The sequence below is a fragment of the Noviherbaspirillum pedocola genome (genome assembly GCF_016632335.1).
Lineage (GTDB): Bacteria > Pseudomonadota > Gammaproteobacteria > Burkholderiales > Burkholderiaceae_D > Noviherbaspirillum_A > Noviherbaspirillum_A pedocola.
In genome coordinates this window covers 1-12,373 of record NZ_JAEPBG010000002.1, presented here as the reverse complement: position 1 = coordinate 12,373, position 12,373 = coordinate 1, and the positions used below count along the sequence as shown (strand labels likewise).

Genomic DNA, 12,373 nt, shown 5'->3' with positions numbered 1-12,373 from the left:
TGCATACGCAACAGCGAAGCGCAAACCGTTCCGGAACCGGGCGATGCGCCAGGCTGCATGCTACAGGTAGTGGCCCATCTGCTCCAGTAGCCGCCCTTTTGCGCGTGACAGCCGACTCTTCACCGTGCCGGAAGGAATGCCGAGTATCTCCGCGACTTCCTCAAGCTGCATGCCTTCGAGCCGCACCATGATCAGCACCTGGCGCATGTCCTCCGGCAAGTTGTCGATTGCCTGCTGCAGCGCTTCCATCGTCTGCAAGCGCTCGAGCTGCCGGTCCGGCTCGATGTCGCTGCCGGATGGCGTGTCCATGTAGATGGTCTCGTCGAGCTCCACATTGCGGCTGAGCTTCTTTACCGTGCGGTTGTGATGATTGCGGGCCAGGTTCAGCGCAATGCCCAACAACCATGTCGAGAACTGCGAGCCGGCGCGAAAGCTCGGCAGCGCGCGCCAGGCCGCCAGGAAGGTTTCCTGCACGAGTTCTTCCGCGTCGTCACGATTCCTGACCCATTTGAGCAGGAAGCGCCATACCCGGGTGTGGTAGGCATCCACCAGCAGCGAGAAGGCCTGCTGATCCCCTTTTTGCGCCCGTTCCACCCACCGGTCGCCTTCGATTGCTACGAGTTTTTTCATGCGATTTGCCTTTTTGCGAGCGCGGCGAAGCGGCCGTCGAGTTGCATCAATTCCTGATAGCTTCCCTGTTCCAAAATGCGCCCTCCTTCCATGTAGTAAATGCGATCAGCGTCGATGACGGTCGACAGTCGGTGCGCAACAACAATGCGCGTTGCGTTCAAACGCGCGAGACTTTGCGCGACGATGGCCTGCGTATGGTTGTCCAGTGCGCTGGTGGCTTCGTCGAACAGCAGAATGCGCGGCTTCTTCACGACGGCGCGCGCGATCAGCAGGCGTTGCTTCTGGCCGCCCGAAATCGTGCCTGCGCCTTCCGCGATGATGGTATGCATGCCCATCGGCATGGCCTCGATGTCCGCGTCCAGTCCAGCCATGCGCGCCGCTTCCCAGGCATCCTGCAGCGACAGCGGCGCACTGCCCACGATGTTGGTGAAGATGTCGCCGGCCATCAGCCTGCCGTTCTGCAGCACCACGCCGAGCTGGCGCCGTACTGCCACCAGATCCAGGCCGGCAAGGTCCTGGCCGTCGTAATGGATGGCGCCGGCCTGCGGATGCTCGAAGCCCAGCAGCAGCCGGCACAGCGTGCTCTTGCCGCTGCCCGAGGGCCCGACCAGCGCAATGAATTCACCGGCGCGTACATTGATGGAGACATCGTCCAGAATCAGCGGACTGTCCGGCTGGTAGCGGAAGCACACTTTGCAGATATCGATTGCGCCGGAAAGACGGCCCGCCGCTGCGCCGGCGCGGCTGATCTCGGGCGTGGCCTGCAGGATCGGCTTGGCGCGTTCGTATTGCGGAATGACGGACAGCGTCGACGTCAATGCGGAAGTCAGACCCAGCGTGGCGCCGAGAAATTGGCCGAAGGCACTGGAGAAGGCCATGAACTGGCCGGTGGCCATGTCGGGCACTGCCCAGGCGACCGCGGCAAACAGCGCAATGGTGCATACCAGACCATAGGCGGCCTCGATGGTGGCCAGCACGATGCCGTTGCGCCGCACGCCGAGGACAATGCTGCGCTGGCGCGAAAACAGGCCGGCCCACAACGCGAATGCGCGGCTTTCCGCGCCATTGGCGCGCAGCTTGGCGATGCCGGACAAGAGCTGCAATACCTTGCTCGCGACTTCGCCGCTGATCTTGGCGTTGCGTCGCTCCTGCAGCAGCGCCAGGTAGTCGAAAGCCAGCGTCCAGGTCAGTTGCAGTGCCACCAGTGCCATCGCGAGCAGGGCCAGCCGGAAGTCGATGAAGAACAGGTAAAAGAAACTGAACAGACCGAACAGCCAGCTGAACACCGCGCTTTCTGCAGTATTGCCCAGCATGAGCAGGATGCTGTCGATGGCCAGCGCGCGACGCGCCAGGTCGCCGGCTTCATAGTCACGGAAGAATGGCGGCGGCAAATGCAGCAGGCGATCCACCACCGCCGCCTGCGCGGCGTTGCCCAGCCGGGTTTGCAGCCGCATCACGGCCAGGCCGCGGCAGAAGGTGAAGCCTGTGATGGCAATCGCGGTGATGACGAGCATCGTCACGATCTGCATCAGCATGCCGCGGTCCGCCGCCGGCAGCGCGGCATCGATCAGCAGGCCGGTAACGAAAGGCGTGCTCAGGCCGAGCAGCCCGCCGGCCAGACCGAAGGCGAACAGGCGGATGCGGTCCGCCATCGTGCCGGCAAGTCCGAAACGCAGCAGGTCGACGAAGCGGATCGGGCGTTCGGGTAGACGCCGGAAGAACATCACGGCGCTGCGCGCAAGGATGCCGGCCACGTCGGCATCGACTTGCCTTTCCGCAGCCGTCTCCGGATCGATCATGCGGTAGCCGCCGGCATGCGGCAGCAGCGCCAGCGGCGCATTGTCGCTTTTGCGAAAGGCCAGCACCGGCCCGAAATCCTGACGCCACCAATCCACGCCTTCCAGCGCAACGCGGCGCCGGGCAATCGCGCCGCGCTGGCAGAAAGCGTCGAGCCAGTCTTCGAGATCGGCGTTTGCGGCAGGCGCCATAAAACCGCGCCGCGCACGGATGCCGCTGGCCTTGAGCACGAGCGTGCAGGCGTCGGCAAGCGCATGGCCGACGCCTGCGCCGGCTTTCGGCAGACTGCCGTCCATGGCCTCCACCACGCCGTGCAGCGCCCGGCGCAAGGCCTGCGTATCCGCTTCTGAGCGCTCACGCAGATGCACTCGGTCGCGTTGCTGCGCTAGCCCGCGGCGCTCAACCAGGGTTTGCAGCATCAGCGCATGCGCGGCGGAAGGCGAAGCATCGCGTAGCCGCAAGCCCGGTAGTGCAGCTTCAAGCGTTCCATGCCAGCGCCCCAGCAAAGGCTGCAGCAACGCCGCGGTTTGCGCGCTGGCGAGCCAGGCTTCCGGATCGCCGGGGATGCATAGCCAGGCGCTGTCCGGCAGCGCCACCGCGAGCAATGCACCGTCGGATGCGGCGGGGAATTCGAACCACACATCTCCGGGCTCGAGCCGGCACAGATGCACGCGCGCGCCCGATGGCACCCCATCCCGCAACAGAACATGGAACAGGTCCACCGAGCCGCTTTCCACCAGGCGTATGGCCTGGCCATCGAGCAGCTGCGGCCGCGATGCCTTAGGCAATTGCCGTTCGGCGCGCTCGGCCAGCGCCTGCGGCAAGGCCACGATGTCCTGCAGTTGCGCGCTCATGCGGCGATCTCCCCGAGCAGGCGCGCATAGGCGCCGTCTTTGCTGAGCAGCGCATCGTGGCTGCCACGCTCGACGATGCGGCCTCGCTCCATCACGACGATTTCATCGCAGTCGCGTATGGTGGACAGCCGGTGCGCGACGATCACGCAGGTGCAGCCGCGCCGGCGCAGGTTGCGATCAATTTCCTGCTCGGTGGTCGGGTCCAGCGCCGAGGTTGCTTCGTCCAGCACCAGCACGCGCGGATTGATCGCCAGCGCGCGGGCAATTTCGAGCCGCTGTCGCTGGCCGCCGGAGAAGTTCGCGCCGGCTTCGCTGACTTCCGCGTCATAGCCGCCGCTGCGGCTGACGATGGCGCCGTGTATGGCAGCATCATGCGCGGCCCGGACCATGTCCGGCTCGGGCAGGCTGGCATCCCAGAGCGTGAGGTTGTCGCGCACGGTGCCGGAAAACAGGTAAATATCCTGGTCCACGCTGGCAAGGCTGGCATGCAGCACTGCGGGCGGGATAGCCTCGCGCGGCTTGCCATCGAACAGGATCTCTCCGGACCATGGTTGATGTAAGCCCATGATCAGTTTCGCCACCGTCGATTTGCCGCTGCCCGATCCGCCGACCAGGGCCACGCGCTGGCCGGGCGCAAGCTTCAGGCTGAAGCCATCCAGGAGCGGCGGTTCCAGGCGGCTGTAGCCAAAGCTCACTTCGCTGATGTCGAGCGCACCCTCGAGCTTGTCCGCCGCTGGCGCGTGATTGCCGACGTCAGGCCCGGTAGCGCGACCGTTTTCGCATGGGTAGGCCAGCACATCGTCCAGGCGCCGCAGGTCAGCCTGCGCCTGCTGCAGGTTGGATGCCAGGCCCATCAGATTGTCGACAGGCTGCGCGAACGAAGACAGCAGGCTTTGAAAAGCGACCAGCATGCCAACGCTCATGTCGCCGGCAATGACGCGCTGGCCGCCCACAGCGAAGATGAGCGCGGTGTTGGCGGCGGAAATCAGCATCGGCAACGCGGCCATGCTTCTACGCATCAGGCCGAGTCGCTGCTCGGTGTTATTGACCCGCGCCTTCCAGCCGGCCCAGCGCTGGAAGAAGTCGTCTTCGCCGCCGTTGGACTTGATGGTTTCCATCGTCTGCAGGCCGGACAGCAGCACCGAGGTCAGCTTGCCGCGATCCTGCTGCAGCAGCATGAAGCCGTCGCGCCGCGCCCGCGAAAAGCGCAACAGCACAAAGGCGTTGAGCGTCGTCAGCGACATGCCGGCTGCGGCCAGCCACGGATCGTAGGCGAGCATGACGGTAGCGTAGAACACCAGCGTGACCAGGGAAACGGCATTGGTGGCAAGCTGCCCCGAGAGCAGTTGCGCGATGCTGTCGTTCGATGCGACCCGCTGCGCAATGTCGCCGGCGTAGCGCTGATTGAAGAATTCCACCGGCAGCCGCAGCACATGCCAGAAGAACTGTGCCGACGCCGCCAGCGACAGCCGGCTTTCCAGGCGCATCAGGTAGGTTTGCTGCAGCCACACCAGGCAGGCGCGCAGGATCGCAGTGAAAGCCATGCCAAACAGCAGCGGCTTGACCCAGCCATCGAGGCGGCTGATCAGATAACTGTCGATGAAGACCTGCGAGAACACCGGGATCGCCAGGCCTGGCACCACCAGGGCCAGGCTGGCCGCGATCACATAGGCCAGACCATTGCCGGCGCCCTTCATCCGCGACTTGAGCGCGGCAAGCACCGAAGGCGAACGGCCGCCCTTGGTAAATTCCGGGCCGGGTGCAAACAGCAGGGCCACGCCGGTAAAGCTGCGATTGAATTCCTCCATGCTGACCGTGCGCGGTCCGGTGGCGGGATCGTTCAGCCAGACACGCCGCTCGTCCAGGCCTTCCAGCACCAGGAAATGGTTGAAATTCCAGAACAGGATCATGGGAAAGCCATGCTCGCGCAGCATGTCGATTTCCAGGCGCATGCCCTGCGCTTCCAGGCCATAGGAGCGCGCGGCGCGCACGACATTGCTGGCCTTGCTGCCGTCGCGCGAGACGCCGCAGCGCAAACGCAATTCTTCGAGCGGCACATGGCGGCCGTGCCAGGCCAGGATGATTGCGAGCGCGGCGGCGCCGCATTCCACCGCTTCCATTTGCAGCACCGTGGGCGTGACCACGCGGTGGGCCGGTTCGCGGCGCAGGAAGGCAAGAAGAGCATGGAGTGCGCCCATCTCAGACTCCCACCATTTCTCGCAGCAACGGAATCAGCAGGCTGATCGGCCGTTTGCTTTCGACGACGAAAGTGCCGGTAGCCAGCGTGCCGCTGGTGAGTTCAACGCGGGTGCCGGTGGTGGAAGACCACTTGTAGCCACTTTTTGTCGCCGGATCCCGCTCGAGTTGAACCGCAACCGCCAGCGGCGGACCGTTTCGGGTCAGTTCGCGCACCAGCGTCGCATTGTTGAACAAAGAAAGCATGCCCTGCTCGGTAGACGGATACTGCGAAACCGCCGTGACCTTGCCGATCAGATAGCCGAAGCGTTCCTTCTTCGCCGTGGCCGGCGAAATCTGCGCCGGCATGCCGGGCTTGAGCAGCTTGGCATTCGATTCGGGCGGCAGATAGATCACTGCCTCGAGGTGACCCTCGTTGACCTCAACCGACAGCACCGGCTGACCGTTTCTCAATGCGTCTCCCTTCATCGCCATGGTTTCGACGACGGCGCCATCGTAGGTGCTGACGATCGTGGACGCGAGCCGGTGCTGCACCACCAGATCTTCGAGCCGGTTTTGCGCCTGTAATAAACGCGAGCGCGCTTCGGCAAGCCGGGCCTGCTGCACGGCTTCGGTCTCGATGCGGTCCACCGACAACCTTTCCATTTGCGTCATTGCCGTGTCGATGTCACTTTCCGCCGCCATCGCCTGCTGTCGCGTCTGCTCATAGCGCTGCCGGGTGATCAGACCGTCGCGCAGCAATTCTTCCTGCCCCTGCTGGATCAGGTGCAGCGAGCGCAGCTGGTCGCGCTTGGAGGCAATCGTGCGCTGCAGCGCAGTCTGCTGCAGCCGTGCCGATTTGTCCCTGACCGGCTCGAGCAGTCGCACGCTTTCCGCCACGCGCGCCTCGTCCTGCTGCAATTCGCGCACCACTGTCCGCTGCGCCTCGATCTGCTGTTCAAGCTCGGGCTGGGCGATGCGACCCAGAACCTGCCCCTTCTTCACCATGTCGCCGATCTGCAAATCCTTCATCTCGGTGATGACGCCATTGCCAAAGGCGACGACATTGAAGGTACCGCCTTCGCGCATGATGATGCCCTGGCCATGCACATTGGCCGGCAGGGTGCCGAAGATGCTCCAGACCAGCACCGCCAACAGCACCAGGGCAATGGCCGAAAGCGCTATCCAGGCGCGCGGCTTGGTTACCTGCAGCGCGGCATCGAGCTGTTCGGGAGTGGACAGGCTTTCCAGCGCGGTCTTGCGAAACAAATCGGGTCTCATTGTGGCTCCGGAACGGTGGTCAGCGTCTCCACGTTCAGTCGCTGTACATCAGCATCAGTGGACAGCAGCGTGCCAGTTTCGAATCGATAGTTGACCAAAGCCTGCGCCAGTTCCTGGCGCGCGGCGATTTCCCTTTGTCCATCATTGGTGAGCTGCACTTCGGCGTTGAGCACGTCCAGTACAGTCGTCTGGCCCAGCGCATATTTCTTGCGCTCGTTGGCGAAGACCTGCGTCTGCAGCCGCAGCTGGGAGCGCACCAGTTCGAGTTGCTGCGCAGCGCTCCTGAGAGCCGCGTGCTGAGCGCGGATGTTGGCGGCAATACTGCGCTTGAGCGCCTCGACGCCAGTGCGCGCCTGATCGGCCTGCGCCGCGCGCTGGCGCAGCACACCGCTCAGCGCATTGCCCTGTACCGGCAACACATAGTTGAGCCCCAGCGAAATGTTCAGACCGGATGCCGGCCTGCCGAGCGCTGCCACGCTTCCCCCAGGCGTCCGGTTTTCCACCTGGCCGCTATAACCCACCGAGAAGGCGAGATCGAGCTGGCTGTTGCTGTCGCGGCGAGCGGCATCGTAAAGAATGTCGGCGGCTTCCAGCTGTCGCTGCAGCGCCAGCAGATCGCTTCTGCCCTGCGGCGTGCCGGAAGGCGGCTTGTCGGGTAGGCGTGCCGCAGCGGCGCGGCTCCATTCGGGGAAGTCTTCGACCGGGTCCGCGCCGTCGATGGCAGTGACATCAAGTCCGACGGCTACGACAAATGCGGCCCGTGCGGCTTCACGAGCCTGGGTCGCCGCGATGCTGGTGGCGCGGTCCCGCTCGAGTTGCGCCTCGTACTGCAGAATGTCCGACGGCGGAATTTCATCGCCCTTGGCCAGGCGCCGCGCATCCTCAACCAGCGTACGTGAGCGTTCTTCGGATTCGAAGGCGAGGGCCAGCGACCGGTTCGCGGCAAGCAAGTCCCAGTAGGCATTGGTGACGCGGGCGATGCCACTGGCGATCGCATGCCGATAGCTATAGGCCGCGGCCTGGAGCCTGCTGCGCGCGGCGCGCTCGGCGGCGGTGGTGACCGCCTGGCCACTGCCCTTGAGCACTGGAACGGTGAACCGCAGCGCGACGCTGCCGGCGGCGGGCGAGGAAAAGTTGGTGGCGTTGTCACGCACCCGGTCCACCGACAGCACCGGCGCGATGCTGATGCCGGAACGCAGCTTCGTGGCGCTGCCGAGGCTGTAGCTCAGGTTGCTGGTGTCGACTTGTTCAAAGCCGGGACGGCGCGAGAATTCGGCGAGCGGTGTATGTGCGCGGGCGGCCTGCACGGCGGCGAGCAGCGACGTGTCGAATTCCGCGCGCGCCTGCTGTTCCAGACCGGCTTCAAGCTCCACCTGGCTGCGCGAGGCAAGAATGCCGGGCTCGCGATTGATCGCCAGCATGATCGCTTCGAGCAGACCGCCGTGGTAATCCTGCGCCCGGGCGGTCGCCGGCCAGAACAGACCGGTCAATATCGAGCACAGCAGCATGCCGGCGGCGCATTGTGCCGCTTCAGACGTCAGACGGTATGTTTTCCATGGAATTGCGAGACTGCGGATGACAGGTGGCTTGGCAAACAGCTCGTGGTCGGGCATCGCCTCTCCTGCTGAAAACAGCGGTTGTTATGTCTTGTGCAATGTTTTCCGCACAAGCAGGCGCTGAGTAACCCAAGGACGGAGGAAGTTCCCGGCAGGCAAGGAAAAGAATCGGAGGAGAAGGAACAGGACGGCAGAGGGCCGGAAGTTCAGGTCTTGCGCAGCGATCCGAAACGGTGGGCGTAAGCCCAGGTGAATTCGGCGCCGTACAGAAAGATCTGCGCGGAGTAGTAGACCCATACCAGCACCGCAACCAGGGAGCCGGCAGCGCCGAACGGCGAGGTGACGCCGGTGCGGCCGAGATAGAGCGCGATCAGGTGTTTGCCGATGGTAAACAACAAAGCTGTAACGATCGCGCCGATGCGCACATCGCTCCATGCAATGCGTACCCGGGGCAGCAGTTTGTAGATCATGGCGAACAGCACGGCAACCAGGACAAAGCTCAGCGCCGCATTCAAGGCCTTCGCCGCCCCTTCCCAGCCGCCGAACCAGCCGCTCCACCAGGTAGTGACGATTTCCAACGCGGCACTGGCCACCAGGGACAGCAGCAACAGTGCGCCTGCGCCAAGGATCAAACCGAAAGCCTTCAGACGATTGCGCAGCAGCAGCCTGACGCCGCCCGCTGTCTGCGGCACGCGCCAGATGCGGTCCAGTGCGCTTTGCAATTCGCCGAAAACCGAGGAAGCGCCAGCCAGCAACACCAGGAGGCCCACAGTCGCCGCGATGATGCCCTGCCCCGGCTTGTGCGCATTGGCAAGCAAACCCTGCAGTGCGCCGGCTGCGGCGTCACCCATCATGCCGCGCAGTTGTTCGAACAGTTCACCGCGGGCCGCGTCCGCGCCATACACCAGGCCGGCGATCGACACCAGGATCAGCAGCAGCGGTGTCACTGAGAAGACAGCGTAATACGACAGCGCCGCGCCCATGCTCGACGCATAGTCGGCGCGCCAGTCTGCCGCCGCCGTGCGCAGCAGCTGCGCGAAATCCCGGACCGTCATGCGACGCCGGGCCGGCATCTCATTCCGCGAACTGGACGATCCTGCCGTTGTTGTTTTGCGCGTAATCGCTCGCATAGTCGACTGCGTCTTCCATGTCGTCGAAAGAGGCCAGCGCATCGTCGGCGCCGACCTGATGAACATGCCAGCGACCGGCGTCGCATTGCCGCATCTGGATCAGCGCTTCGCTTCCCGCACCCTGTGACATTGCAATCTCCTTGGCGCCGGCATGCGCCGGCAAGATATGAACTGCCCATGGTAGGACCATGCCATGCGCGCGTCTGTGGTCTGGCGCACAAAGGCCCTGCGCGCGGCGGCGACGGGTCGCTACATCATGAAGGGCAGCGGCTGCGAGGAAAAATCCTCGTCGAGAAGGCCGATGCCATCGATGAGCGCCTGCAGGCCCTGGTCCAGCAGTGTCATTGCCGCCGGATCGAGCTTGCGCATTGCCTCGGGCAGCAGGCCGCGCGCCGGCTTTGGCGCCGCATCCAGCAAGGCGCGGCCATCCGCGGACAGGGACAGCTTCACGACGCGTTGATCGCTGCGGTCGCGCTCCTTGCCGATCAGTCCGCGCTTTTCCAGCCCATACAGCAAATTGCTGACCGTCGTCTGGTGGATCGCCATGCGCCGCGCGAGTTCCCCGACCCGCAGCCCGGGATGCTCCTGCAACTCCTGCATCACCCACAACTGCGCGCCGGACACGCCGCATTGCTTTTCCACCCATTGCGAGTGTCGCTGCGCCGCGCGTATCACGATCCTGAACTTCTGCAGCAACGCCAGACGCGCCGCCATGTCCGTGTCCACACCGCCTTGCGGCTCCTGGTTTTCGTTGTTTTTCATAGTCGGGTTCGTGTTTCAGCCAAGAATGTCAAGGTTGCTCATGCATCATCCGATGGGTGCGGCAGCTTATCCCGTGCGCGCCGTTCCCTGCCGGCCGATCCGGTCTTCAAGTTCGCCGATCTGCGCAGCCAGCCCCGCGCATTCATGGGTAAGCGCCGTGCGCAACTCTTGTTCAAGCTGGTCCATGCGCGCTGTCGTGGCCCCGCGCGCTTCACGAGATTGCTGCTCGAGCTTCATCAGGCCGCTGGTCAGCAGATGCTGCAGTTCGGCGATGCGCGATGCCTCGGCCTGGTCCGCCAGCTTGCGCTGCGTTGCCATCTCCTTTGCATGCTGGCGCGAGGCCAAAAGCGCCGTGGTCTGCAGATAGGCGGCGAAGACGACGAACAGCGCCGTCAGCAGCAGCACCGCGCCCAGCATGATCAAACCCAGCGGCGCCTGTACCGTCGTCACCAGCAGATTCAACTCGGCCGGCGCGGTGAAAGCTGCCCAGTTCAGCGCCGCGAACAACGCGATCGCTATGAGCACGATGAGAAGCAAGGGTGTGCGAAATCTCATGCAACCTCCAATCCATGGTCTAGTGCTCAACTGCGGTTTTGAAAGAATCTAGCAATTTTCTCCGGGAACACCATTGTCGGTGTTCGAATGGTAAGTGCAAAGTCGGCCGGCCTTTTAGTTTTGTTGGAATATACTTCAGCCTTCGCCCATTGTCTCTTTCCCCTTCATGCAACCCCTTCCTCGCCGCCGCGTGAGACTGCGCAGTCATGCCGTTACCTGGTGGCATCACGGCTGGGCATGGCTGGCCGGACCGCTGCTGGTCGGCCTGGCCGCCGCCGGGCTGGCCCTGGCCAGCGACCATATCGGCCGCTTCAACCATGCGCTGTGGGCCGGCCGGCCCTTCGTACCCTTCCTGCTGATGCCCGCCGCCTTCGCGCTGCTGTCCTGGCTGTGCCGGACCGTATTTCCGGGCGCACAGGGTAGCGGCATTCCGCAAACCATCGCCGCGATGGAAGGCCCGCTGCCGCTGCAGCCGCATCCGTTGCTGTCGCTGCGCATCATGTTCGGCAAGATCCTGCTCACGCTGGGCGGCCTGGCGGCGGGCGCGTCGATCGGCCGCGAAGGACCGACGGTGCAGATCGGCGCATCGATCATGCATGCCTTCCACGGCCGCGGACCGCTGATGAGCGACGGACAGCGGCGCATGCTGATTCTTGCCGGCGGCGCGGCCGGCATCGCTGGCGCCTTCAACACGCCGCTGGCAGGCATCATGTTCGCCATCGAAGAACTCTCCAGCCGGCACGTCTTCAACGGCAACAGCTCGACCATGATCACCGTGGTGCTGTCCGGCCTGGTGTCGCTGGCGCTCCTGGGCAACTACACCTATTTCGGCTCAACCGCCGAAACCCTCGACTGGCGGCTCGGCATCGGCGCGGTGCTCCTGTGCGGCGTAATCGGCGGTCTTTCCGGCGGCCTGTTCAGCCGCCTGCTGATCGGGTTTGGCACGTTGTTGCCCAAACGCGCGGCCGCCTTCGTAACCGGCCGGCCGCACGCCTGGGCCGCGATCTGCGGCTTCGGCATCGCCACCATCGGCCTGTTCACCGACGGTATCGTCTTCGGTACCGGCTATGACCCCACGCGCATGACGCTGCAGAACGTGTCCGCCCTGCCCTGGCACTTCGGCATCGCCAAATTCGCGGCGACCTGGCTATCGGCGGCTTCGGGCATCGCCGGCGGCTTTTTCGCGCCGTCGCTGGCGGTCGGCGCCGGCCTGGGCGACAACCTGTCGGCGCTGCTGCCCGGCCTGGCGCCGCATAGCGCGATCATCCTGCTGATGATGGCCGCGTACCTGGCCGGCGTGACCCGCGCGCCGCTGACGTCCTTCCTGATCATGATGGAGATGACCGACAGCCATCCGATGCTGCTGCCGCTGATGGCCACAGCGCTGATCGCCGCCGGCGCGGCAAAGATCGTATCGCCGACGCCGCTCTACCATGTGCTGGCGTCGCGCTTTCTGCGTGCGGGCGCAGGGGAAGAGCCGAAGGGTGATGTGGAGCGGGGGCACTAAGAGCCTATTCCAGTAGGCCAATTGCACGCCAGGTAATAACAGCGCACGCCAAATGAAGAAACGCAAGATAGGTTTTCGCCAGCTTTTCCCAACGAATCAGAACGCGGCGGAATCGGTTCATCCAGC

10 protein-coding genes and 1 pseudogene are annotated in these 12,373 nt (G+C 64.4%); 1 reads left to right on the top strand and 10 read right to left on the bottom strand.

The window, feature by feature from the left end:
• Positions 1-60: 60 nt before the first annotated feature.
• From JJB74_RS05200 to JJB74_RS05160, 9 genes are all read right to left on the bottom strand, one after another.
• Positions 61-630: a sigma-70 family RNA polymerase sigma factor gene (locus JJB74_RS05200; protein WP_200590792.1), complete on the bottom strand. Its 570-nt coding sequence runs from the start codon at positions 628-630 to the stop codon at positions 61-63.
• Entirely contained in the window at positions 627-3,281 is a 2,655-nt protein-coding gene (locus tag JJB74_RS05195) for an NHLP bacteriocin export ABC transporter permease/ATPase subunit (RefSeq protein ID WP_200590791.1), read from the bottom strand. The genes JJB74_RS05200 and JJB74_RS05195 overlap by 4 nt, the downstream gene beginning before the upstream one ends.
• A complete protein-coding gene (locus JJB74_RS05190; protein WP_200590790.1) occupies positions 3,278-5,479 on the bottom strand; it encodes an NHLP family bacteriocin export ABC transporter peptidase/permease/ATPase subunit in 2,202 nt (733 codons plus the stop codon). Before JJB74_RS05190 ends, JJB74_RS05195 begins: the two co-directional genes overlap by 4 nt.
• A gap of 1 nt (position 5,480) precedes the next feature.
• Positions 5,481-6,737 (bottom strand): NHLP bacteriocin system secretion protein, encoded by a 1,257-nt coding sequence (locus JJB74_RS05185; RefSeq protein WP_200590789.1) that lies wholly within the window; start codon positions 6,735-6,737, stop codon positions 5,481-5,483.
• Positions 6,734-8,350: a TolC family protein gene (locus tag JJB74_RS05180; protein ID WP_200590788.1), complete on the bottom strand. Its 1,617-nt coding sequence runs from the start codon at positions 8,348-8,350 to the stop codon at positions 6,734-6,736. The genes JJB74_RS05185 and JJB74_RS05180 overlap by 4 nt, the downstream gene beginning before the upstream one ends.
• Before the next feature lie 149 nt (positions 8,351-8,499).
• Positions 8,500-9,348 (bottom strand): YihY/virulence factor BrkB family protein, encoded by an 849-nt coding sequence (locus JJB74_RS05175; RefSeq protein ID WP_200590787.1) that lies wholly within the window; start codon positions 9,346-9,348, stop codon positions 8,500-8,502.
• 19 nt (positions 9,349-9,367) lie between these two features.
• Entirely contained in the window at positions 9,368-9,553 is a 186-nt protein-coding gene (locus JJB74_RS05170) for a DUF2188 domain-containing protein (RefSeq protein WP_200590786.1), read from the bottom strand.
• Positions 9,554-9,672: 119 nt separating this feature from the next.
• Positions 9,673-10,185 (bottom strand): MarR family winged helix-turn-helix transcriptional regulator, encoded by a 513-nt coding sequence (locus JJB74_RS05165; protein ID WP_234483991.1) that lies wholly within the window; start codon positions 10,183-10,185, stop codon positions 9,673-9,675.
• Positions 10,186-10,251: 66 nt separating this feature from the next.
• The gene (locus tag JJB74_RS05160) at positions 10,252-10,740 is read right to left on the bottom strand and encodes a LapA family protein (protein WP_200590785.1); all 489 of its coding nucleotides are present in this window, start codon (positions 10,738-10,740) and stop codon (positions 10,252-10,254) included.
• 190 nt (positions 10,741-10,930) lie between these two features.
• Between JJB74_RS05160 and JJB74_RS05155 the strand changes: the two genes are divergently transcribed.
• On the top strand, positions 10,931-12,247 hold the full coding sequence (locus JJB74_RS05155) for a chloride channel protein (RefSeq protein ID WP_325170093.1): 1,317 nt from the start codon (positions 10,931-10,933) through the stop codon (positions 12,245-12,247).
• Between the two features lie 4 nt (positions 12,248-12,251).
• On the opposite strand, the pseudogene JJB74_RS05150 reads toward JJB74_RS05155, so the two are convergent.
• A pseudogene (locus JJB74_RS05150) lies at positions 12,252-12,373 on the bottom strand (IS5/IS1182 family transposase); the annotation flags it as partial.